The sequence below is a fragment of the Salinivirga sp. genome (assembly GCF_035268865.1).
GTDB lineage: Bacteria > Bacteroidota > Bacteroidia > Bacteroidales > Salinivirgaceae > Salinivirga.
On the sequence record NZ_DATFKB010000128.1, the window covers coordinates 1 to 23,036 of the forward strand.

At 38.2% G+C, this 23,036-nt stretch carries 19 protein-coding genes and 4 tRNA genes; 11 read left to right on the forward strand and 12 right to left on the reverse strand.

Going from position 1 to position 23,036, the window contains the following annotated elements; genetic code table 11:
* Together VJ937_RS07825 and VJ937_RS07830 are read right to left on the reverse strand one after the other, a co-directional pair.
* Window positions 1-649 (reverse strand): C25 family peptidase propeptide domain-containing protein (locus VJ937_RS07825; RefSeq protein ID WP_324066344.1); only part of this gene is annotated, 649 nt, incomplete at its 3' end.
* A gap of 164 nt (window positions 650-813) precedes the next feature.
* Window positions 814-885: transfer RNA gene (locus VJ937_RS07830), tRNA-Arg, on the reverse strand.
* Window positions 886-1,056: 171 nt separating this feature from the next.
* Between VJ937_RS07830 and VJ937_RS07835 the strand changes: the two genes are divergently transcribed.
* The 4 genes from VJ937_RS07835 to VJ937_RS07850 are packed head-to-tail and all read left to right on the forward strand — an operon-like array spanning window position 1,057 to window position 3,664.
* The gene (locus tag VJ937_RS07835; RefSeq protein ID WP_324066345.1) at window positions 1,057-1,932 is read left to right on the forward strand and encodes a YicC/YloC family endoribonuclease; all 876 of its coding nucleotides are present in this window, start codon (window positions 1,057-1,059) and stop codon (window positions 1,930-1,932) included.
* Window positions 1,933-1,934: 2 nt separating this feature from the next.
* Entirely contained in the window at window positions 1,935-2,501 is a 567-nt protein-coding gene (gene gmk, locus VJ937_RS07840) for a guanylate kinase (RefSeq protein ID WP_324066346.1), read from the forward strand.
* Window positions 2,498-3,088, forward strand: a complete 591-nt coding sequence (gene nadD / locus VJ937_RS07845; protein WP_324066347.1) for a nicotinate (nicotinamide) nucleotide adenylyltransferase — start codon at window positions 2,498-2,500, stop codon at window positions 3,086-3,088. The genes gmk and nadD overlap by 4 nt, the downstream gene beginning before the upstream one ends.
* A gap of 57 nt (window positions 3,089-3,145) precedes the next feature.
* Window positions 3,146-3,664: a DUF308 domain-containing protein gene (locus VJ937_RS07850; protein WP_324066348.1), complete on the forward strand. Its 519-nt coding sequence runs from the start codon at window positions 3,146-3,148 to the stop codon at window positions 3,662-3,664.
* Between the two features lie 79 nt (window positions 3,665-3,743).
* On the opposite strand, the gene gyrB is transcribed toward VJ937_RS07850, so the two are convergent.
* The 4 genes from gyrB to VJ937_RS07870 form a co-directional block, all read right to left on the reverse strand.
* Complete coding sequence (gene gyrB / locus VJ937_RS07855) at window positions 3,744-5,705, reverse strand: DNA topoisomerase (ATP-hydrolyzing) subunit B (RefSeq protein WP_324066349.1); 1,962 nt, start codon at window positions 5,703-5,705, stop codon at window positions 3,744-3,746.
* Between the two features lie 134 nt (window positions 5,706-5,839).
* On the reverse strand, window positions 5,840-7,531 hold the full coding sequence (locus VJ937_RS07860; protein ID WP_324066350.1) for a hypothetical protein: 1,692 nt from the start codon (window positions 7,529-7,531) through the stop codon (window positions 5,840-5,842).
* A gap of 7 nt (window positions 7,532-7,538) precedes the next feature.
* Window positions 7,539-10,535 (reverse strand): tetratricopeptide repeat protein, encoded by a 2,997-nt coding sequence (locus tag VJ937_RS07865; protein ID WP_324066351.1) that lies wholly within the window; start codon window positions 10,533-10,535, stop codon window positions 7,539-7,541.
* Window positions 10,536-10,833: 298 nt separating this feature from the next.
* Window positions 10,834-11,970 carry a hypothetical protein gene (locus VJ937_RS07870; RefSeq protein WP_324066352.1) on the reverse strand — a complete coding sequence of 379 codons (1,137 nt, stop codon included), beginning with the start codon at window positions 11,968-11,970 and terminating at the stop codon, window positions 10,834-10,836.
* A gap of 80 nt (window positions 11,971-12,050) precedes the next feature.
* On the opposite strand from VJ937_RS07870, the gene VJ937_RS07875 reads away from it, so the two are divergent.
* Window positions 12,051-12,863: a hypothetical protein gene (locus VJ937_RS07875; protein ID WP_324066353.1), complete on the forward strand. Its 813-nt coding sequence runs from the start codon at window positions 12,051-12,053 to the stop codon at window positions 12,861-12,863.
* A 1-nt stretch (window position 12,864) separates the two neighbouring features.
* On the opposite strand, the gene VJ937_RS07880 is transcribed toward VJ937_RS07875, so the two are convergent.
* The gene (locus VJ937_RS07880; protein WP_324066354.1) at window positions 12,865-13,710 is read right to left on the reverse strand and encodes a hypothetical protein; all 846 of its coding nucleotides are present in this window, start codon (window positions 13,708-13,710) and stop codon (window positions 12,865-12,867) included.
* A gap of 123 nt (window positions 13,711-13,833) precedes the next feature.
* Here VJ937_RS07880 and VJ937_RS07885 point away from each other — a divergent pair, with 123 nt between their 5' ends.
* Window positions 13,834-15,015, forward strand: a complete 1,182-nt coding sequence (locus VJ937_RS07885; RefSeq protein ID WP_324066355.1) for a glycosyltransferase family 4 protein — start codon at window positions 13,834-13,836, stop codon at window positions 15,013-15,015.
* A 30-nt stretch (window positions 15,016-15,045) separates the two neighbouring features.
* Window positions 15,046-16,866: an ABC transporter ATP-binding protein gene (locus VJ937_RS07890; RefSeq protein ID WP_324066356.1), complete on the forward strand. Its 1,821-nt coding sequence runs from the start codon at window positions 15,046-15,048 to the stop codon at window positions 16,864-16,866.
* A gap of 79 nt (window positions 16,867-16,945) precedes the next feature.
* Here VJ937_RS07890 and VJ937_RS07895 read toward each other — a convergent pair whose 3' ends face one another.
* The 3 genes from VJ937_RS07895 to VJ937_RS07905 all read right to left on the reverse strand — a co-directional run bounded on the left by VJ937_RS07895 (window position 16,946) and on the right by VJ937_RS07905 (window position 17,972).
* Entirely contained in the window at window positions 16,946-17,398 is a 453-nt protein-coding gene (locus VJ937_RS07895) for a cold shock domain-containing protein (protein WP_324066357.1), read from the reverse strand.
* A 98-nt stretch (window positions 17,399-17,496) separates the two neighbouring features.
* Window positions 17,497-17,697 (reverse strand): cold-shock protein, encoded by a 201-nt coding sequence (locus VJ937_RS07900; protein WP_057951838.1) that lies wholly within the window; start codon window positions 17,695-17,697, stop codon window positions 17,497-17,499.
* 14 nt (window positions 17,698-17,711) lie between these two features.
* A complete protein-coding gene (locus VJ937_RS07905; protein WP_057951839.1) occupies window positions 17,712-17,972 on the reverse strand; it encodes an RNA recognition motif domain-containing protein in 261 nt (86 codons plus the stop codon).
* Between the two features lie 572 nt (window positions 17,973-18,544).
* Between VJ937_RS07905 and VJ937_RS07910 the strand changes: the two genes are divergently transcribed.
* The 3 genes from VJ937_RS07910 to VJ937_RS07920 all read left to right on the forward strand — a co-directional run bounded on the left by VJ937_RS07910 (window position 18,545) and on the right by VJ937_RS07920 (window position 19,022).
* A tRNA-Gly gene (locus tag VJ937_RS07910) sits at window positions 18,545-18,617 on the forward strand.
* A gap of 163 nt (window positions 18,618-18,780) precedes the next feature.
* A tRNA-Tyr gene (locus VJ937_RS07915) sits at window positions 18,781-18,863 on the forward strand.
* 86 nt (window positions 18,864-18,949) lie between these two features.
* Window positions 18,950-19,022, forward strand: a tRNA-Gly gene (locus VJ937_RS07920).
* 448 nt (window positions 19,023-19,470) lie between these two features.
* Here VJ937_RS07920 and miaA read toward each other — a convergent pair.
* Window positions 19,471-20,394, reverse strand: a complete 924-nt coding sequence (miaA, locus tag VJ937_RS07925; protein ID WP_324066358.1) for a tRNA (adenosine(37)-N6)-dimethylallyltransferase MiaA — start codon at window positions 20,392-20,394, stop codon at window positions 19,471-19,473.
* A 111-nt stretch (window positions 20,395-20,505) separates the two neighbouring features.
* On the opposite strand from miaA, the gene VJ937_RS07930 reads away from it, so the two are divergent.
* Window positions 20,506-22,140 (forward strand): ArnT family glycosyltransferase, encoded by a 1,635-nt coding sequence (locus VJ937_RS07930; RefSeq protein WP_324066359.1) that lies wholly within the window; start codon window positions 20,506-20,508, stop codon window positions 22,138-22,140.
* Here the strand turns inward: VJ937_RS07930 and VJ937_RS07935 are convergent.
* Window positions 22,137-23,036, reverse strand: coding sequence for a lysylphosphatidylglycerol synthase transmembrane domain-containing protein (locus tag VJ937_RS07935; protein WP_324066360.1), 900 nt, complete (start codon window positions 23,034-23,036; stop codon window positions 22,137-22,139). The genes VJ937_RS07930 and VJ937_RS07935 overlap by 4 nt on opposite strands.

Here is a 23,036-nt window from a genome sequence, read left to right on the forward strand (position 1 = left end):
TATTTGCCTGTTTGCGGTAAAAAGCATTTTGTGCTTCACCATCAGTTGAAAAAACTTCAAGCTCAATACTGGTATAAATTCTTAATGTTTTTTGAACAGGATTATATTGTACAGGGTAAAGCCATAAAGCTTCTCCTCGAAAATCTCTGGCGATGAAAGGTTTTTGCAATGTTGCAATATTATGTGGGAAAAACTCATCTTTTGTATAAACATCGCCATATTTAAAAGGCACTTTGTCAGGATCCTGGTTGCGAAGTAAATTTCCTTTAGATGGAGCCACATCCACATTCTCAATTTCAATATACTTTGAATCCACTATTTTCACATCCATATTAGCCAAATCGGGTATAATCATGGTTGTGGAAAACTTAGGAAGATCTGGTGCTCCTGCTTCAAGAATTCTTGAACTACCCATAGCTTTAATAATGTTTTCAGCTCCATTGGGTGTTTGTACTTCGCTCATCCAATATGAATTTAATTGGAAATTGAGCTCAATTGTTTTTTCTGAAGAATTGGTAAGGGTAAACTCATTCTGCGTATTACCATTCTCACTCAAAACTTCAAGGTTCTGAGCATTAAGTTGACCCAGACCAATAACACTAAAGACCAATATCAATATTGATCTTAAAAGTAAAGATGTTCTTAGCATAATAAATTGATTTTGATTTTCATTTGGATAAATCGCTGTATTTGAAAAGCCAAAATAAAAAATTTATTTGTATTTACATACGATTAGCAATTATTTATCACCTATTTAAAATCAATAAGCACAAGAAGGAAATGAAATTAGATTACTGTCTATTAGTGAAGTAGTAGCCCCACCAGGACTCGAACCTGGATCTACGGTTTAGGAAACCGCTATTCTATCCCTTGAACTATGGGGCCATTTGGATGTGCAAAAATAATGGTTTTAATTAATCCTGAAAATGATTATGCCCACTAACTTAAAAAAATAGGGTTACAGGCACGGGCAACCTGATATAAAGATAGGAAAACAGCTACGAATACAAGCCATTGTAAAGGATTTTAGTATATTTGAGACCAAATTTACGTGTTATGATGTATTCAATGACTGGTTACGGGCGTGTTGTGAAGGATATACCCGGTAAAAAAATTACAATTGAAGTCAAAGCGCTTAACAGCAAACAATTTGATTTGAGTGTTCGCGTGCCCAGTTATTACCGCGAGAAGGAGCTGGAAATCAGAAATAAAATTGCACAGAAGCTTTTCAGAGGAAAAATTGATTTCTCAATGTACGTGGAACTTATTGATGAAAAAACGAACAGCTCAATCAATGAACCCGTGTACAAAGCCTACTATCAGCAACTCTCGAGAGTTTACGAAAGTATGGGTATAAATATGCCAGATGAAGCTGTTGCAGAAATCCTGCGGTTACCCGATGTTTTATCTGCTGTGCATGACGAACTGGACCCTGAAGAATGGAAAGAAATTGAAAAAATTGTTGGGGAAGCCCTGGAGCAATGTAATCAGTATCGGTTGCAAGAGGGCGAGGCCATGTACCATGACCTTAAAGGACGCATTGATACAATTCAACAGTTGCTTACAGAAATCGCACCAGTAGAGCAGAATCGCATTAAACAAATTAAAACACGAATTCGCAACAAACTTGATGAATTTATTGACCCCGAAAAAGTTGATGAAAATCGATTCGAACAGGAACTTGTGCATTTCCTTGATAAACTTGACGTAAACGAAGAGATGGTAAGGCTTGATAACCATTGTAGTTACTTTTTAAAAACGATGGACGAAGAAGGCGCTGTTGGTAAAAAGCTTGGATTTATTACCCAGGAAATAGGCCGCGAAATCAACACATTGGGATCAAAGGCAAATGATGCCCAGATGCAAAAACTGGTCGTACGTATGAAAGACCAACTTGAAAAAATTAAAGAACAGGCGCTGAACATACTCTAAACATGAAAAAAGGCAAACTTCTGATTATTTCTGCACCTTCTGGTAGTGGCAAAAGTACATTGGTGAAATTTTTAATGAAAGAACTTACCTATCTTGAATTCTCCATATCGGCCACCAGCCGTAAACCACGCGGCAACGAAAAACATAAAATAGACTACTATTTTTTATCTGTTGATGATTTCAAAAATAAAATCGCCCAAAAAGATTTTGTGGAATGGGAAGAGGTTTATAAAGGAAGGTTCTATGGCACACTAAAATCTGAAGTCAACCGAATAAGAGAATCGGGAAAAACCGTCGTATTTGATGTAGATGTAATTGGTGGCCTTAACATTAAAAAACTATATGGTGATGAGGCCCTGGCATTGTTTATTAAACCACCATCGATTGATGAGCTAAAAAACCGGCTCAAAAAGCGCGGTACAGACGAAACAGATGAAATTGAAAAACGTATAGCAAAAGCTGAAGAAGAAATGAGCTATGCTCCGCAATTCGATCGTATCATTATAAACGATGATTTGAATAAAGCACAAAAGGAAATTCTTGATGCAGTAAAATCATTTTTAAAATGAATAATACGTACTCCAATATCACAGGTCTTTTTTTCGGCTCGTTTAATCCAATTCATATCGGACACATGGCCCTGGCAAATTACATGATTGAATACAGCAGTATGAAAGAGTTGTGGTTCATCGTATCGCCACAATCGCCTTTTAAGACCAACACCAGCATGTTGGACAACTATGACCGGCTGGAACTCGTACACAGGGCAATAGGAGATGATGAGAGATTTAAAGTTTCAGATATTGAATTCCACATGCCCGTTCCCTCTTACACCATTGATAGCTTAACCTATTTGAGTGAAAAATATCCAAAAAAACACTTTGCACTCATTATTGGGGCCGACAACCTGTTTCATTTTCATAAATGGAAAAACTATAAGCTATTGCAGGAGAAATACAGTATTTTCGTTTATCCCCGGAGAGGGTTCCCAAAAGAGCAATGTCCGCAATTCCCTAATCTACATTGGATTGAGGCACCTGTAATTGAAATTTCGTCTAGTTTTATACGCAAATCAATAGCACACAAAAAAGATATGCGTTACTTTTTGCCCCACAAAGTTTGGGAATATATTGATGAAATGAACTTTTACCGGTAACTTTTGGTTGTAACTGGTAGAAACATAAACCAAACATCTGGACCAAAATCAAAATATATGATTTATACAACCAACAATCCACCAAATCGTGCATTACAAATATTACTAAGCATTTTATGGATCGTACTTGGAATCTGGATTTTAAGTGAACCCTCAAGAGCCATGGTTTCCATCATTCGTTTTGTTGGTGTAGCCATGATTGTATCGGCTGTAATGGTTTTTATTTTTTCAAGGCAAAACAGCAATATAATGCTTCAACGATTGCAAACAGGAGGAGCATTGGTAAACCTGGCTTTGGGACTGGTATTCCTGATCAGCCCGCAGGTTATTGTTAGCTTTTTCCTTGTAATTGTTGGTCTGTTATTACTCATAATAGGTATTATGGGTGCATCGCAAAGTTACAGGCTACAAGGTACTTTTCTAAGTTTTGCCTTTCTCCGCAATGTTTTGTTGGTATTAATCGGATTACTAATGTTAGTCGATCCGTTTGATAGCGCCAGTGCCATTACCTGGATGATTGGTTTGGCTGCAATTGTTTTTGGAGTATTTAATCTTACCTCCAGGCTTAGTAAGTAATACCACAACTATTTCTGCGCCATAAAAAACCGCCGAAAATTCAATTCCCGGCGGGTTCAATATATGTGATGCGACTCTATTAAGCGTCGATATTAGCATATTTAGCATGCGACTGAATAAACTCACGTCTGGGTGGCACATCATCACCCATTAGCATGGCAAAAATGTGATCTGCTTCGGCTGCATTTTCAATTGTTACCTGGCGCAGCTTTCTGAATTCCGGATCCATTGTAGTTTCCCACAGCTGCTCACTATTCATCTCACCCAAACCTTTGTAACGCTGAATATGAATGTTAGCTTCGCTTCCATCGCCATATTTTTCGGCAAATTCGGCCCGCTCCTCTTCGTTCCAGGCATACTGTATATTTTTACCCTTACGTAACAAATAAAGTGGTGGTGTAGCAATGTACAGATAACCCCGTTTGATAAGCTCTTTCATATAACGGAAAAAGAATGTCATGATCAAAGTAGAGATATGACTACCATCAACGTCGGCATCACACATAATGATAACTTTGTGATACCTGATTTTATCGAGGTTCAGCTCTTTTGTATCCTCCTCTGTACCAATGGTTACGCCAAGCGCAGTAAAGATATTTTTAATCTCATCGTTTTCAAATACTTTATGCTGCATAGCTTTTTCAACGTTGAGAATTTTACCTCTCAGGGGCAAAATAGCCTGAAAATGGCGAGAGCGGCCTTGCTTTGCTGTACCACCTGCAGAATCACCCTCAACAAGGAAGATTTCAGCTTTCTCGGGATCTCTTGCTGAACAGTCTGCTAACTTACCCGGCAAACCGGCACCAGTCATAGCAGATTTACGCTGAACCATTTCACGAGCCTTGCGAGCGGCGTGGCGTGCCTGGGCTGCAACTACCACCTTACTAACAATGGTTTTTGCATCTTTTGGGTTCTCTTCCAAATAGTTGGCAAGCATTTCACTTACAGCCTGATCAACCGCTAAACTAACATCGGAATTACCTAGTTTTGTTTTTGTCTGCCCTTCGAATTGTGGTTCTGCTACTTTTACTGAAACTACCGCAGTCAATCCTTCACGGAAATCATCACCTGCAATTTCAAATTTCAGTTTATCAAGCATCCCCGAATCTACGGCGTAATTCTTTAGTGTGCGGGTCAATCCTCTCCGAAAACCGGTTAAGTGCGTACCACCTTCAATTGTATTAATATTATTCACATAGCTATGAATATTCTCATTAAATGAGCTGTTGTATTGCATGGCCACTTCAACAGGTACCCCATTTTTCTCTGTTGTGATATGGATAATATCGTTGATTAATTTATCTCTTGAATTATCGAGAAATTGCACGAATTCCGGAAGACCTGAATCAGAGTAGAAGTCACTGAATTTAAACTCGCCATTCTCATCTGTTTCACGTTCATCGACTAGTTTTAAGTGTATACCTGCATTAAGAAAAGCAAGTTCGCGCAGGCGGGCCGACAAAATTTCATATTTATATTCAGTAATAATAAAAATGTTGTCGTCAGGCTTAAATGTAATGATAGTTCCCGACTTTTCTGTTTCTCCAACAGCTTTAACCTCTTGTTGTGGAACGCCTATTTTGTATTCTTGCGACCAGATTTGGCCTTCTCTGTGGATTTCTGCTTTCAGGTTAGTTGACAATGCATTTACACAAGATACACCTACACCGTGCAATCCACCGGAAACTTTATATGAGTCCTTATTAAACTTACCACCAGCGTGTAATACAGTCATTACCACCTCAAGCGCCGATTTGTTCTCTTTGGCATGTTTGGTAACTGGTATACCCCTACCGTTGTCGCGCACTGTAATTGCATTGTCCTTGTGTATGGTAACTTCAATAAAGTCGCAATATCCTGCAAGGGCCTCATCAATGGAGTTATCGACTACCTCGTATACCAGGTGGTGTAAACCTTTTTCACTTACATCGCCAATATACATTGCAGGGCGCATTCGCACTGCTTCTAATCCTTCGAGGACCTGAATACTCTCTGCAGAGTAATCTGCCTGTCCTTTTCTTATTCTTTCCTGCTCGGTCATGAGTCAATACTTTGAATTAATTTATAGCTTCACCTTTTTGTATAGCAAAAAGTATACAAATATACCGATTTTAAGCCGATTATAAGCTTTTTTAGGGGTCTAATTAAGGGTGTTTTATCAACAAATAATCAACACTAAAAACGATAGGAAGCGCCTACCATAAACTGAAAACCTAAAAGCCTGTAATTAAGCCACTCATAGCGTTTCTGTGCCAATATATTTTTAAATTGTACAAAGCCCGATAAATAATGATTGTACCGGTATTCTCCACCTACATGAATATCAAAAATATCTTTCATTTTTTGATCGCCATTTTGCCAATCATGTGCATATCTTTCACCTTTATAAAACAGGTCTGAAGTAAGTACAATTTTATCTTTAAGGTTATACCTCAGGTGTGCATTAATTTCATAAACAGGCTGGTAATATGCATGCTTTAGCGTATCAAGGTTATATTGGTTATAAGAAGCCTGAACCAGCACATTAAACACCTCTGCCTTTTTCCAACTGACCTCGGCGAGCATGCGCAAATGCCTCATATTATCGTAAACAACGCCAAAATACTGTACATGATCATTAGCTGACGCGTCCACATAAAAATACTGGTCTTTTATATCCTTCCAGGTAACATTTACATTGAACCCAAACCGCGAACTCACGTTGCCACGCAGGCCTCCGCTAATAATCTGCTTTTGATTCGTAGGTTTTACGTATAAAGAAGGATCAATGAAGTGGTTTTCATCAATGATATCCTGAAATGTATTGAGTTTATAATTACCTGTAAACTCAAAATAGGGCACCATGATAAAACTAACAATATTGTAATGCAGTTTCACATCCGGGTAAAACATATAATCCGTTGTTTTTTGATCGTATGTGGTGTTTACCCCTGCCTGGATACGCCATTTGCGTCCAAAAGCTCCTAACCAGGGATTAAAATCCACGAAAATATGCTCCAGTGTATCAAACATGCCCTGATTCTGGATGTAGTGTATTTCGCCGCTTGTACCAATAAACTGGTGATTAAAATAGTAATCAAGATCGGCACCAATATCTGTTTTATCCTCTTTTGCATCTCCACGGCCATTTGTATGTCTGAAACGCGCATATAATTTATAATTCAGATGAGATGAATCCATATGAGTAGAATTAACACCCATCTGCATGGCAAATCTGTTTAGAGGCTGGGCGGCCATATCTTTTTTCTCATACTCTGTATTTTGCACATCTTCGGTAGGAACATCGAGTGTGCGTCCATAGTAATATGTTTTGCGGTTCAGAAAATCGACATTTGCATAGGCCACGGCAGAGGGGAACATCCTTTGCCCATATGCACCTAACTGATTGCGGCTATATCCTGCAAACTGCTTATTTCCGTATTGGTTTTTAATTTTACCATTAACCGATTCGTGCTGAAAATAGGCGTTCCACTGGTAGTTGGTTGAACGCAGGCTATGAACTCTTGCCTCAAACAGTGGTGATGCATAGTTGCCGAACCCACCCAAAACGTAACCGCGCTCTAAGAGCGATGGCGCTTCTCCTTTAAGTTTTGCAGGCTTAATACGTTCCGGTTGAAAAGACGCCTGAAATGGTTTGGGCTGAATTTCGTAATCGAACTGTACATCAATGGTTGCAGTATCGTGAATAATGGGCATTTTAGAGATTTTATAAGCATCTTTGATTGCCGGCTCATAGGGCTTTACAACATCTACTTTGCTTTGTGCATTGACAGATATGGCAAAAAACACCAATAAAACAACACTTGCACTGTGGTAAATATATTTCATTATTTCTTTGGAGTTCATATTGCGAATATTTCTCAACATAATTTCATTATTTCAATTGGGTCGTGTCCACTTTAGAATTCGGATCGAGTTCCAGCTCAAGATCTGCATCCTTACCGGTTTCGAATTTCACATCCTCTGATGTGGTTATTTCGGAAAGCCGCTCCTCGGCCTCTTTTATAATCCCATCATCTTTAATGGCATAATTATCGATAATGCTTTGCAAATAAGCCTTAGCCTGGAAAGCCTTTCCTGATTCCTGATAAATACGTGCTAAAAGCAGGAATGATTTACCCAACCAGTATTGATGGGGGGTGCCATTTTTAATAAAATTCTGGATTTCGTTTTCGGCTAATGCAGTTTTACCGGCTTCATATTCAAGTCTTGCCACGGCATACTTAGACTCTGCACCCTGGGGTGTTTGAAGGTTTTGCGCCACCAACCTGTATTGCACCAGGGCTTCAGTATTTCTGCCGAGTTTCTCCAGGGCACGGGCTTTATTAAAACGAGCCTCTCTGGCAATCTCTTCGGGTAGTTTCTCGGTTATTAATATTTGTGATGCTGCCTTTTCTACTTTTTTATAATCCTCCAGTTTTATAGCAGCGCGCATTTGACCAACCCTCGATTCCATAAGCATTCGTTTGTTTGAGGCTATGGGCTCAAGCCTGCTATAGTATTCCCAGGCTTTGCTTGCATTTGATTTATCTCTGTAAATGGTAGCCAAATTATACAGGGCCGTCTCTGTAAAGCTGTTCAACGGTTGTTTTATTACATATTCGTAATGAGGTATGGCCTTATCTAGATTTTCATCATTAAAAAGACTTTGCGCCAGGTAAAAATGTGCCTTAAGTGTAAATTGACCATCTGCAAAACGGGTAAGATACTCATTAAACAATTGACGGCTATGTTCTGCCTCACCATTTAAATATGCCTTTTCAGCAGATAGGTATAAAAGGGAATCCTGCTCATTCGATGATATATTAATATTACGATTTTTGGCATAGCTGAAATATTCATCAACTTTATTCTGATCGAGGTAAATATTTTTAAGTGCCACCAAAGCTTCACCATATTCATCACTGCCCTTATGGTGCTCTATAAGATATTTAAAATGATCTGCAGCTTTTTCGTTATCACCCATATTGAAATACATCAACCCTGCTTGCAAGTGACTTTTTTTCATATAGTTACTTCTGGGGTAGTCGCGGATTAACTTTTCGAATTGCGCAATACCTTGTGCCGGTTTGTTTAATTGAATATATGCCTGTCCTGTTTCAAAAAGTGCATCATCGGCCAGGAGAGAAGATTCCCTGGTAGTCAGGGGAATCAGCACATCTATTTTTTGTTTATAATTATGTAAAACGCCAGCAGTGAAACCTTGTTGGAAGATCGCATAATCATTTTCCTCTACAGGGATTTTAGTGGCATCTTTATAGGCCAGCAGTGCCTGGTTATATTTGCGCTGCACAAAATAGCTGTCTCCAAGGCGCACGGTTGCATCGTACAATATTCTCGTAATGGCACTATCTGCATTATCAATGTATTTCCTGAACCATATTGAAGCCGCGTTATATTCAGCTTGTTTAAAGAAAGAATAGGCCACATTATAATTTGTAAGATTGTAGTACGGAGTACTATAAGCTCCGGGAGTGGTTAAATACTGTTTATAATGCTGAATAGCCTGGTCATATTTTTTCTCACGGAAAAGACACTCGGCCTTCCAGTAACGGGCTAAAGAAATTAACTGTGCATCATTGCCCCCTGCTCCCAGTGACTTATCGAACATTGCTATAGCATCGGCATATTTGAGATTGTTGTAGAGCTCAATACCCCTGTAAAATGCTACTTTTTGTAAGGCATTGGTCACCTGCCGGTTCTTTTGTTTAATCTTATCAATAGATTCCAGTGCTCTGCGATAATTTTTACTGGTCATGTATACATCAACCAAATAATTGTAAATCATATCACTGCGATCGCTATTATCATACTGGTCGAGGTAACTATGAAAAATACGAATGGTTTCATCAAATGGCGCAAATGAGAGTTCGTAGGTTAATTTGGCATAATTAAAAAGCGCGTCTTCTTTTATTTTATCGTTAAACGACATGCGTGAAGCACTACCAAACGCCAAATGTGCATTTTTTTTATCGCCCTGCTTCAGATAGCTGGCTGCCATGTGGTAATTAGCGTTTTGCGACAAACTATCTTGCTTACTGGTAATTAAACTGAAATTATTTGCGGCCTTTTTGTATGCTCCAGTTTGATAATACGAGTAACCCAGCTGATACAAATCGTAACGTTTAAAATTATCAGTTGACTCTTTGTATTTCTCTAAATATACCCGGGCACTGTCATAATTGGCTTGCTTAAACCATGCATTACCCAGCATACGTTGCATTTCGGCTTTACGCTTCGGGGTAACTTCATTAATGATTGTGGGCACGTAACTAATGACCTTGTCATATTTCTGTTGCAAAAAATAAATATGTGCCATGTAATAGGGCACAATAGGCGAAAAAGTTGGATCTTCTTTCAATGCCTTGAAGCCTTTTAGCGCTGTTTCATAATTTCCACGGGTATATTCAATGTGTGAATAATAATAAACACCGGGGCCATAATAATCGCTTTCAGGAAAATCGAGTAATTCATAAAACAATTTGTTGGCTTTCTCCTCCTCCTCAAGCATTAACCAGGCATATCCCTGTTTAAAATAGTATTCGCTTCGCTCCTGTCGTTCGAGCCGGTAACGCTCAACACGTCCAAACCAGTAAACTGCAGATTCCCATGCCTGTTCATCATATTTATACTGGCCCATAAAGAAACACGCACGTTGTATGCGGGGACTCTCGGGATTGCGTTTTATAAAGTTAACAATTCTATACTCAGCATCCTGGTTATCGAGCTGTAGTGCACTTATGGCAGCATAAAATTCTGCATCGGCCGAAATATCATTAAAACCAACTCTTTTGTGATACAATACAATTTCATCAAATAATTGTATTGCAGAACCGTATAGTTCCTTTTCAAAGAGTTCAATCCCCTTCATTAATTTTTGCTCAGCGGTTGGTTGGTCGTGCGGTACCTGAGCCCTTAAACCCTGGCCACATATACTTAAAACCACCAAAATTGCGAAAATTTGAAAATATCGTATGATCATCGTTATTTGTATTTTACAAGCTACCCTGATTGTAAAAATTAAGCCAATATGTAACCAACTATTCTGACAAAGAGATATTGTTGAAAAGGGCACCTTTTACTCAAAATTAATTTGTAAAAATATTGAAAAGAAACGAACAGTCCAATTCAAAATATAGTGGCTTTTGAAAATATTATTAACAGGTGTGCTATTTAAAATTTTTCAGAAAAAATGACTCAGAAAACATCAAATGAATACCCCAACAATAACTTAAATCGGCCTCTCTTAAATCATAGTAAACATCTCCCTCTATTGCAAATGTAACACCATATTTAACGGGTATTTGCATAGCCATCCGGCCTTCAAGTAATTGACGTCTCGGGTATAGTTTACCCGGGTTACTGAAAGAGTATGACTGATAGATTTTACGTCCCTTAGGTGAAATAAAACGGTTTCCATTCCAATATCCGATTGACAAAACACTTCGTTTATAACCACCGATAATTCTTGCCAGCCCTGCGTGTCCGGATGAATAAACCTGTAAATTATTGCTTGTCGCTTCACGATAACCCAGGTACCAGGCACTTACCCCTAAAGACCAGTCTCCTTTTTTATAGTTATATTTCAATCCACTGGCTCCGTTCATTAGTGTCTCTATTTGTGCATCGGTACTGTCTATTTCACCTCCCTGGTGGTGATATATAAATTGTAATGGTACTGATAATTTATGGCGCTCTTTTTTTATCAGATCGTAGCTAATAAGGGAACCGTTTGTAAAAACCTCCTGAAATGGATCACCTGCAAAGATATGCGTCTCCCAGTTTATCCACGATTCAAGATGCAACCGGTGCCTTTGAAAACGTACCTGAAGGCCGCCCGGGGGTTTTCGTGTATAGTAAAACTCAGGCTCATATAGCATCTCCAGCAATCCAAGGTTCTGACTATTATCAAAGTTTCCGAAAATAATCTCAAGATCGGGTAATGGATTATACTGTATACTGTAATAGGGTATTGACTCCACATCGTCTATGGATTCGCGTCCATGATATTTTAAAAAGTGTCCGCCAAACCGTACGCGCAAATTCTCAGCAGGATAATACTCCATTAAAAACCTACCCCAAAGACCTATTAATGTATACCCGTCAACAATGGGCGAAGTGTATTCATCATTCCGAAAAAAGTTGGCATTCTCAATACGAAAAGCGAGATCTTTTACCCTGGCAGAATCAAATTGAGGCCAGGTAGACAGGTATTGATACGATTGTTGCTGGCTATAGACCTGTTCGTTAAAGGAAAACAAAAGAACAAATAAAAAAACAAAATACGTGGTCTTTATAATCTTCATAGTCTTAAATGCGGAATTTAACTGATGTGTTCGGGCATCAGATGATTTTTTGTTATTTTTGCCCACTAAATTAGACAAATATGGACATTTTTTTTCATGTTGGCCTTGGAAAAACAGGATCAACCTATTTACAGCATAAATTTTTCTCTAAACTCACAGGAGTTCATTATATCCATCATACTAATTACAAAAAATCTATTGAGATCATCAGCCGTAAACAATACGACCGGTATTTTGTATCGCGGGAATTTGACCGGCAATTTCTAAAAGAAATAAAAAAATTTGCTACTGCTTACCCCGACACCCACCCGATAATGGTACTGCGCAGGCAGGATAGTTGGATTGCATCGCAATACAGGCGTTTTACAAAGAACGGAAGAGGAATATATTTTAACGAATTTGTAGATTTAAAAGAAAATAAAGGCCGCTGGGACATTGCAGAAATGAACTTCTATGAAAAAATAGAACAGCTGGAACATTATTTCAATAAGAAGCCACTGGTTTTGCTATACGATGAGCTACGAAATGAACCAAAAACTTTTTTCAAAAAAATTGCAGCATATACCGACACAACCTATGATCTTAAAGATATTTCATTGGCACCAAAACATAAATCGTATAATACAAAACAGTTGCTGCTGGTGCGCAGAGTTTCCAGACAAATGCTGCAAAAAGTAAGCGAAGAAAAAATGGACAGTACCAAAACCGGCAGGCGCATACGCAAAATTGCCACACACTTAATTATGTACTTCCACTGGCTCGTACCAAAATCAAAGTTTGAAGGTGAAAAGCTAATTGAGGAGCATGAGCTTGATGCAATAAGAGATCACTTTGCTGAAGATTGGCAAAAGTGCCTGAAGTATATTGAACAAAATGCTCCTGCTGTTGAATAACCTACATGTAAACCTTTCGGTCCTTACTGGCATAATCAATGCAGCGGTTCCAGTCTCCTGCATACTGTTCATTAATTTTTTGAACAGCTGCCTTTGGTAAAACCTTTTTGGCGCTTCCATTTTTGGGCTCTGCTATACCAGCAAAATATGCGGTTAGGTGTAAAATACCACCTCCAAATTTCTTATAAAGGAATCGAAGCGTTTTATTTTTAATACCTGAATGGTCGTAATTGTACCAGCGATTAAGTTTACGAACATAATAAAGACTGTGTTCACTGTATGATTTTTTTACAGTAGATATTTTAATATCATCCTTATTATAGGTGGCACCAATATGATTCGCAATTATTTCTATGGCTTCCCAGGGATTGTTTTTAAACTCCTCCTGAAACATCACAAGTGGTCGCGAACCATATTTTTCTTCAAGAACTTTTATTTTATCGTAAAAAACTAAATGCTTATGTTTTAATACTCCATTATCTGATGCCGGGTCAAAATACTCCTCAAAAGAAGCCTTTCCGTGTTTACGTAAATAGTACTTATATTTTGAACCCACCCAAGACCCATGCTTTCTGAAAACCACAATGGGTTTGGTTTCAGGATACTTTTCAGCAATAGTATTCATTTTTTTCGCACCGTCTTTACTATCCAGATCAAGCTCTATTGATAATAAAACTGAGGGTTGCTCTGTGGAACTGATTATGCGATCGTGATGTTTAAAATCATGTTTTTTTACAAATTGAATACCCTTAAATACAGGAAAAACATTCCGCTGTAAAAAGGTTGATGCTGTTTTGGGTAACCCTACATGAAAAAAAACCTGTGGCTTGGTATCTGTACTCGACATATTGCTTCAAAATTTCACTGACAAAAATAGCATTTAAAAGGAGGTTTGTGAAAAAAAAATCAAAAAAAGCATTGCCTTATGTATTTACACTGTAACTGTACCTGAAACAATAAATGAAATTTCATGGTAAAGGAAATAACAATTGCACGTAATTTGCTACTTTTGCGGCAAACAACCCCGGAAATGAATATTAGAACACTTGTAATTAGTTCTTTTAAAGGAAGTGGCATTTCAGACAGAGCCCAGATTGCCTCCATGCTAAAAATGCATAAGAATGGCGTCTATTTTCATATCCTGCTCAATGAAAAATCACCCAAACAAAGTTTTTTTGAAGAAGAAGGTATTGCAACTACCCCCTATACCATTAAGGGCAAAATAGATAAAAAAGCGATTCAAACCATTCGTGATATTGTCAGAACGGAAAAAATAGACATTATACACTGCTTTAACAACAATGCTACAACAAATGCAGTGCAGGCAGCAAAAAAATTGAACGTAAAAATTATAAGCTACAGAGGCTTTACTGGCCATGTGCACTGGTACAAACCCAGCTCTTTGATGAATAATCTGCATCCAAGAGTCGCGCGCATAGCATGTGTAAGCAATGCGGTAAGAGATCAGGTTAGAAGTCAATTGTGGCGCAATAAGAAAAAAGCTGTTACCATTTACAAAGGGCACGATAAAGTCTGGTATCAGGGCATTCAACCTACAAGCAGAGATGAACTTGGAGTGCCTGACAATGCATTTCTGGTAGGAATAGTGGCCAATCTCAGGCCCATGAAAGGCATTAAATATTTGATTGCAGCAGCTAAACACCTCAATGGTCATTACGACATTCATTTTCTGCTCATAGGGCGCGGAATGGATAGTGAAAAAGTTAAGGAGCTAATTAATGAAACCCCCTTAAAGGATAATTTTCATACATTTGGTTTCAGAAAAAATGTACTGAACGATGTGGCCGCATGCGATATTGCCGTAAACAGTTCCATAAAGGGAGAAGGTCTGTCGAAAACCATTATTGAGGCTATGAGCCTGAAAAAACCCGTGGTTGCGACTACTGCCGGGGGTAATTCTGAACTTATTATCGATCATGAAACAGGATTATCGGTGCCGATAAAAGATCCGGAAGCTATTGCTGATGCTATTTTGGAGTTTAAACATTCAGGTGAGTTGCGCCAAAAGATGGCAAATGCCGGCTATCAATATATAATCAACCATTTTACTGTTGAACAAACAGCCCAACAAACAATGGACCTCTATAAAGAGTTGAAAACTGAACTTGAGACAAGTAAAAAAGTGATTTAAAAACAACAGTAGGAAGTAAAAAATTCAATAATGAAATATTTTGGTGAATTTCTCAGGTATGCTTTTCCATATAAATGGCGGTTAGGTTTAAGTGTTTTATTTAATTTTCTTGCCACCATTTTCACACTTGCTTCATTTGGTATGGCCATCCCCTTTCTGGGTATTTTGTTCAATCAGCAGGAAATAGTTACTGAACAGGTGCCATGGGAGATGACAGCAAAAGCTGTGATGCACAATTTTAATTTCCTCTTAAGCAAAGTGCTCCTTGAAGAAGGTGCACACAGTGCGCTTCTTCTGGTTAGTATGATAGTAGTGATATCCGTAACGCTTAAGAGTATTTTTAACTATCTGGGCAATTACATTATCGTTCCAATGCGCACAGGCATGATAAAAGATATACGTAATAATCTGTACAGAAAGATTATTTACTTGCCGATGCGCTATTTCTCTGAAGAGCGTAAAGGAGATTTAATATCGCGAATGATTGGTGATGTAAAAGAGCTGGAAGGATCAGTGGTAAACTCGCTGCAAAAAGCCTTAAAATCGCCAATTGAACTTTTCGGGTACCTATTTGCGCTTTTTGCCATGAGTTCGCAGCTTACATTTATTGTAATTTTCCTGTTGCCAGTAAGTGGGTTTTTAATAAGCCGTTTGGCCAAAAACCTTCGAGGCAAAGCCGTAAAAGGTCAAAGAAGACTTGGAAACCTGCTAATCAATATAGAAGAAACACTTTTTGGTATAAGAATAATTAAAGCATTTACAGCTGAAGACAAAGCCAAACATCGCTTTGAAAAAGAGAATGGTTCTTATGCCAGGATAATGAATAAAGTATTGTGGAAAAAATTTCTGGCTCATCCCATAAGTGAGACAATGGGTACCATTGTGATTGTTTTGGTTATGTGGTACGGCGGTAAAATGGTGCTAGACGAAACAGCAACCCTTGAGCCAGAAGAATTCATTACTTATATAATTTTCTTTACCCAAATACTTACACCGGCTAAATCATTATCAAACCTTTATTTCGACATCAATAAAGGGATGGCTGCATTTGAGCGTGTTCGCGAAGTACTTATTGCCGATGAAAGCATAAAAAATGCCCCGGGAGCCACAAAAATTGACACTTTTAAAGAATCGATCCGTTATGAAAATGTGACATTTGGTTACAGTTCACAAACAGAGGTACTCAAAAACATCAATATCGATATTCCAAAAGGGCAAACCGTGGCGCTTGTAGGCCAAAGTGGGGCCGGAAAATCAACCCTGGTAGACCTGTTACCCAGGTTTTATGACATTGACCATGGCAAAATATTCGTTGATGGGAAAGACCTCAAAAACTATGATATAAAATCATTAAGGAACCTCATTGGAATTGTGAGCCAGGAACAAATTCTATTTAATGATACCATTTATAACAACATAGCTTTTGGTATAGAAGAAACCACTGAAGAGGAGGTAATTAAGGCTGCGAAAGTTGCCAATGCACATGAATTTATCGTTAATACCGAGAAAGGATACAAAACCGTAATTGGAGACCGCGGCAGTAAGCTTTCGGGCGGTCAAAGGCAACGTATTACTATAGCAAGAGCTATATTGGTAAATCCACCAATTCTGATATTAGACGAAGCCACATCGGCACTGGATGTAGAATCAGAGAAACTGGTGCAGCAAGCGCTTGATCATTTAATGAAAAACCGCACTTCAATTGTAATTGCACACCGATTATCAACAGTTAAAAATGCTGATTTGGTATGTGTAATGCGCGACGGCAAAATTATTGAATCGGGCAAACACAATGAGCTATTGGAGAAAGGCGGAGCCTTCAAAGAGCTCTATCAACAGCAAATGGAGTAAAACTCCATAATCATGAATTTGCTTTCAAATTGTAGGTAATTAAAAAGGCCATCCAAAAAAACAGATGGCCTTAGAGAAATTATCTTATAACTTCAACATCAACAGCAACAGGGCCCTTAGGGCCTTTTTCTGTTTGGAATGTTACAATATTATTTTCCTTGACAGGTTCTTTGGTATTTTTCACATGAAAGAAAACACTTGCGTTAGATTGTTTATCTTTAATAAAACCAAATCCTTTATCGTCGTTGTAGAAAGTAACGACACCTTTACGTATAAGTTCTTCTTCCGGTAGATCTTCATTTTTCGGAATACTTATATCAATATCATTCGGATCAATTTCCGTTTTTTCATTGGGGTCAGGAGGAGTATCAGTTAGATTGCCATTTTCATCCACGTAAGCAATCATATCATCCAGACTCGATTTACCTGCATTCTCTTTTCGCTCTTCGCGTCTTTGCGCTTTAGCTTTGCGTTTCTTTTCTTTTTTTGTTCTAACTTCTTTTTTGTTGTAAGTTTCGCGGGATCTGCCCATATATGTCCTTTCGTTTAAAATTTAGTTGGAAAAAACCCATTCCAGCATACCTGAAATGGGTTTTATATTTTCAATTCAAGCTTTTAGAAATAATTCACTTAGCTCATTGTTTTTACATCAACAGCCATTGGGCCTTTTTCGCCTTGTTTCATTTCAAAAGTTACTTCCTGACCTTCGTCTAGTCCCTGATAAGAGTCTACTAAGCCAGTGCGGTGAACGAATACATCATTACCGTCTTCCATTTCAATGAATCCAAATCCTTTGGTATCATTGTACCATTTTACTTTACCTTGTGCCATAGAGCTAATTTCTATTATCGGTTAAAATTTTCTTTTCTTGGACGAGCCTCATTCACAACCATCTCACGTTCTTCGTAAGTAGCGCCATTGAGTTCTTCGATAGCTTTGTTTGCTTCGTCTTGGTTTTCCATAGTAACGAATCCAAAGCCTTTACTTCTACCGCTGAATTTGTCGGTAATAATTTTTGTAGAAGATACGGCTCCGTAATCTTCAAATACCTCCTGGAGGTCTGTTTCATTAACCCTGTAATTAAGGTTTCCTACGTAAATGTTCATTGTAAAAAAATTAAATTGTTCTTGTCAACTGCAAGCTTTACATCCTTTAATACTTGTTGGATATTCTGACATCTGGTGAGAGGTGAAAAATCCTTACGCATGTGATCGGCGGTATCACCCGCAGTTTTTGTTAATTAAGGATTTAAAAATTTTTGGCAGATGTGAACTAATACTGTGAAAGAAATTAGTAAAAAATGCAACGAATTCTCAAATCATATTCGAGGACAAATATAAGCATTATTTTTGGTTTGCATACTTTTCATGGTTTTTTTCAATAAAATTCTTTTATATATACCAGTAATGCAAAAAATACACAAAAATATTTTTCTGTATGTCAAGGTTCTAGCCAAACCATGTCTATATTGGAGTAAAAAAAGGCTATTTTGCCTTTTGAGATAAAAAATAATGATTTATATTTGCATCCGCATTTAGCGAAAAGCTCTTTAAAATTATGCAAGAATAGCTCAGCTCCGAAAAACAAAAATCTTTGATTCTTTGTGTTTTTCGTGAGTCCTCGAAATTTTATGAAAATTGAAAATTTTCTAAATTTCGGGATTAGTAGAGCACAATAAGCGAGAATAGCTCAGTTGGTAGAGCACGACCTTGCCAAGGTCGGGGCCGCGGGTTCGAGTCCCGTTTCTCGCTCAGGATTTTTGAAAGATAGTGGAGAACCTCGGGCCGCGTGTGCCGCAAAACTTAAAATCTTCGATTTTTATAGTTTTCCGCGCATTCTCGCAACAGAAACAAAATCACAGATTCTGACTGTTGCGGAATTCGAGTCCCGTTTCTCGCTCAAGTTATTATCTCAGGGGAGATACCAAAGCGGCCAACTGGGGCAGACTGTAAATCTGCTGGCGTATGCCTTCGGAGGTTCGAATCCTTCTCTCCCCACTTTAACCGAAAAAGCATTTAGCGAAATCGGAGTTCGTTGCTTAAGTAAAAGGCTTGTACGCCTTCGCTAAAGCTTCGGCGCACAAGCGGGAGTAGCTCAGTTGATAGAGCATCAGCCTTCCAAGCTGAGGGCCGCGAGTTTGAATCTCGTCTCCCGCTCAACCGTAAAGCGACATCAGAAGTGTCGCTTTTTTTTATTAAAAACCTTTATATAGCGGCAAGCCGCGAGTGCCGCAAAACTTAAAATCTTCGATTTTTTCCAGTTTTGCGAGCATTCTCGCAACAGTTACAAAATCATAGATTTTGACTGTTGCGGAATTTGAACCGACGACTAAAAGGAGGAGCTCACTGAAAGTAATCTCGTCTCCCGCTCAGAATTTAAGCGACATCAATAGTGTCGCTTTTTTTATGTCCTCAAAACCATGCGGCTGGCCGCGAGTGCCGCAAAAATAAAATAATTCACCATACGCCACATGCAATTCCTCCAGTCGAATTAGGGTCTAAAAAACGGGTAAATCTATTTAAACAACTTTTGAGGAATGGAATTTAGCACCATCTTGTAACTTTGCTAAAAAAGAAAAGATCGATAAATTTCAACTTTCAGAAGTTAGCTTTTTAGCATTGCAAGAACCTGCTCTACTTTCTCTTTCATTGTCAAATAACCATCTATCCAATGAATTTCAATGCCTTTCCGTTGCATTCGTCTGAACCATGTCATTTGCCTTTTAGCAAACTGATGAATGGCAATATTGAGCCTTTCTACCATGGTATCATAATCCATCTCACCGGTCAAATACCACGTAAGGTATTTGTATTCTAGTCCGTATGAGATGAGTTTTTCAGGATCTACGCCCCGATCAAGTAATTTTTTGGTTTCCTCAACCATCCCCTCCTCGAGCCTTTGGTGTAAGCGCTCTGTGATTCTTTTCCGTACCTGCGGCCTGTCATATGAAGGCGCTACAATCAACGGTTTTATATTGGGCATTTCTGTTTCATCCACATCGTGATCTTCATAATAACGGGCTATTTCAATAGCTCTAATGGCTCTTAGCTTTGTATCAACATCGGTTGTGTTATGAAGCTGCTTCATTTCGGAGAGTATTTCAGTCAGCTGCTCAAGACTTTTAGTTTTTAATTCAGCCCGGAGTTCTGGGTTCTGAGGGACATCCAGCAATTTATAACGCGAAACAACCGATTCAACATACAATCCGGTTCCTCCACTAATTACAGGGAATCTGTTGCGCGCTTTTATATCTGCATAAGCTTTTAAAAAATCCTGCTGAAAATCGAATACACTGTATGTTTCACCTGCATCTTTAATATCAATTAAATGATAGGGTATATTTTTGCCATCTATGACATAATCATCCAGATCTTTGCCAGTTCCGATTGACATTCCTCTGAATACCTGACGACTATCTGCACTAATTATTTCTCCATTGAGTTCTTTAGCTAAATTTACTGCCAGGGAGGTTTTACCGGTTGCTGTTAAACCTGTTACGACAAGTAAATCATATTTTAAATCTGTCATAGGATACAGTTTTTACAAATATAATGGCAAACGATCAGTTTTTATCAATTGACCATTAATTATTAAATGCAGTTCGGTTATATTTGTGCTATCAATTTTATTTGTTATTCGATGGAGAAAAAAATATTACTTGCTTTAATTCTGATCACTTTATTAACCGGACTGTTTTCGCATCTTGATAAAATCGGACTCAGAGCCGAAGAACCCAGGAGAGCTATTGTTGGGATAGAAACTTATGTAACGGGCAACCTCATAGTGCCACAAATTCACAATGAGACATATTACAACAAACCTCCAGTTTACAACTGGATAATTGCTCTATTCTATCTTATTTTTCAATCTTTTTCTGAGTGGGTTGTCAGGTTACCGGGCATACTTTTCTTTCTGCTCACCGGATGGACTATTTATAAAGCCACTAAGAGCCATCTTGGAGAAGAGACAGCCCTCCTTGGTTCCCTGTTTTATTTTACAAGTGCAGACCTGCTTTTTTATGGTACCATCAATGCTGGGGAAATAGATATCTTTTATGCATTTGTTGTAGTTGTGCAGGCCCTTGCAATATTCCGGTATTTTCACCGAAAAGCCTATCTTGCAATGTTTCTGGTTTCATACCTCCTGACTTTTATTGGGGTTATGACCAAAGGCATTCCATCATTAGCTTTTCAGGCCATAACGATACTTGCAATTTGCCTTTATTACCGTAAGTGGAAATTACTTTTCAGCTGGCAGCACATTGCAGGTATTATTATGTTGTTTACAATGCTGGGTGGATACTTTTATTTGTATAATCAACAAGGTAATCTTGAAGGTTTTCTGGCACAACAATTTGCTGAATCTTCTGACAAATCGTTTAATGAGGGCTCATTGGGTAGTATCTTCAAAAGCATTTTCCATTTTCCTTACCAGCTACTGATACTTGTAATGCCCTGGTCTTTATTGCTTATCGCGTTTGTTTTTAAAAAAGTTAGGAAAGGTTTTTCAGAAAACAAGTTATTGGTCTTTTCCATACTGTTTGTCTTAACTAATATTATCATTTATTGGATATCGCCGGGTGTACGAAACCGATATTTGTATATGTTTCTGCCTTTTTTGGCAATAATGGCAGCCTGGGTTTACACTAAACTTCCAGCATTAAAAAAACCAGCAAGGCTATATTACTATTTTCCCATTGCAGGATTAGTTTTATCATTAATTGCTGTAATTATATTCCCGTTTTTTGAAAATGTAAGTCAACATGTAGATAATAAATGGATTTACACCTCAATATTTTCAGTGGTTATTGGCCTCATTTTATTTTATGCTATACCCAAACCCCAACTGGCTATTTACTTATTTATTCTAACAATTGCATTGGGCCGGATATGGTTCAATTTATCTGTATTGCCATTTCTTGAGCGCAGATCTACTGCTATTGAGTATGAGCACCATGTTAAAAACATGAACGTAATTACCCAAAACCAGCAAATTTTCTGGACTGGTGAACCACTGACCTATGAACCGGAACTTAAGCTTGCAGGACATGTTTTATTAAAAGAAGCGTTTAATATTCCGCCTACATTACCATATGGTATACCGTACTATCAATTTAAGCATTCTGGGTATATCATGGATTACGATACGGTAATTCAGCGAGGTCGTTATTATCTCGGTCCTGACACTATGATTCAACAGAAAAACATCGATACATTGTATGCCTTTAAGGAGAAATGGCATAACCGAAAACTAATCCTTTTCAAAAAGCATTAATCTTTAGGTGTGGTTTCTTCAATTTTCATATTAGTGCCATCGTACTTTGGGGTTTTAATGAAAAAATAAACCCCTGAAAAGTTTACAATAACTGTAACAAAATATATTGTAAGTGCAAGAGCTATTGAAGTTTCTGTATGCAAACCGAACCATTGCGATCCGTAAAAAAACACAAGTTCCCGTAGGCCAACCCCTCCGATCGAAACCGGGATAATAATAGCAATAGAAGAAATAAGAAATACCAGCAAATAACCTAGAAAATTCATCTCCACGCCAAATGCAAGCAGTACGAGAAAGGCTGTAAGCACCTGTCCTACCTGTACGATTAATGACAATCCGGAAATACGAAAAAACTCACTTTTATAAGTTGGGAAAAAGAGTACTACGACAAACCATAAAGCAATGTAGGCCACCGGAATCAATGTGAAATACCACTCTTGCATGGGCATTGCGTAAGGGATAAAAAAAGTAAGTACCAATGCCAGTATCACAATGGCATGTAATCCACTTCCGCGATCGAGCAGTACAGCACCCAAAACCTTTTTTGTATTGACATTGGTAAACTTTTGAATCCACCACACTTTGTATCCGTCACCGCCAATACCACCGGGCAGGAAAGTATTGTAGAACATGCATAACCAATACAATTTCAGGTTAAGCTTATGCCCCATCCCAACGTTTATGGCATCGAACAAATATTTGAGTCTGAAAGCAGCAACAACTTTTGATAGTGCAAACATCACAACACTGGCAGCAATCAAAAGCGGGTTGGCATTGCGAATAGTTTCAAATACGCTTTTGCCATCAATTTTAGAAAAAACAAACCAAAGTGCTGCAGCCACAAAGGCTATTTTAAAAGCCATTTTCAGGTAACGATATAGTTTCTTTTTCTCCAA

Bases quoted from the DNA above. Each gene is read 5' to 3' on its own strand.
- VJ937_RS07835 (WP_324066345.1), top strand. From the start codon at position 1,057: ATGATGTATTCAATGACTGGTTACGGGCGTGTTGTGAAGGATATACCC.
- gmk (WP_324066346.1), top strand. From the start codon at position 1,935: ATGAAAAAAGGCAAACTTCTGATTATTTCTGCACCTTCTGGTAGTGGC.
- nadD (WP_324066347.1), top strand. From the start codon at position 2,498: ATGAATAATACGTACTCCAATATCACAGGTCTTTTTTTCGGCTCGTTT.
- VJ937_RS07850 (WP_324066348.1), top strand. From the start codon at position 3,146: ATGATTTATACAACCAACAATCCACCAAATCGTGCATTACAAATATTA.
- gyrB (WP_324066349.1), bottom strand. From the start codon at position 5,705: ATGACCGAGCAGGAAAGAATAAGAAAAGGACAGGCAGATTACTCTGCA.
- VJ937_RS07860 (WP_324066350.1), bottom strand. From the start codon at position 7,531: ATGTTGAGAAATATTCGCAATATGAACTCCAAAGAAATAATGAAATAT.
- VJ937_RS07865 (WP_324066351.1), bottom strand. From the start codon at position 10,535: ATGAAGGGGATTGAACTCTTTGAAAAGGAACTATACGGTTCTGCAATA.
- VJ937_RS07870 (WP_324066352.1), bottom strand. From the start codon at position 11,970: ATGAAGATTATAAAGACCACGTATTTTGTTTTTTTATTTGTTCTTTTG.
- VJ937_RS07875 (WP_324066353.1), top strand. From the start codon at position 12,051: ATGGACATTTTTTTTCATGTTGGCCTTGGAAAAACAGGATCAACCTAT.
- VJ937_RS07880 (WP_324066354.1), bottom strand. From the start codon at position 13,710: ATGTCGAGTACAGATACCAAGCCACAGGTTTTTTTTCATGTAGGGTTA.
- VJ937_RS07885 (WP_324066355.1), top strand. From the start codon at position 13,834: ATGGTAAAGGAAATAACAATTGCACGTAATTTGCTACTTTTGCGGCAA.
- VJ937_RS07890 (WP_324066356.1), top strand. From the start codon at position 15,046: ATGAAATATTTTGGTGAATTTCTCAGGTATGCTTTTCCATATAAATGG.
- VJ937_RS07895 (WP_324066357.1), bottom strand. From the start codon at position 17,398: ATGGGCAGATCCCGCGAAACTTACAACAAAAAAGAAGTTAGAACAAAA.
- VJ937_RS07900 (WP_057951838.1), bottom strand. From the start codon at position 17,697: ATGGCACAAGGTAAAGTAAAATGGTACAATGATACCAAAGGATTTGGA.
- VJ937_RS07905 (WP_057951839.1), bottom strand. From the start codon at position 17,972: ATGAACATTTACGTAGGAAACCTTAATTACAGGGTTAATGAAACAGAC.
- miaA (WP_324066358.1), bottom strand. From the start codon at position 20,394: ATGACAGATTTAAAATATGATTTACTTGTCGTAACAGGTTTAACAGCA.
- VJ937_RS07930 (WP_324066359.1), top strand. From the start codon at position 20,506: ATGGAGAAAAAAATATTACTTGCTTTAATTCTGATCACTTTATTAACC.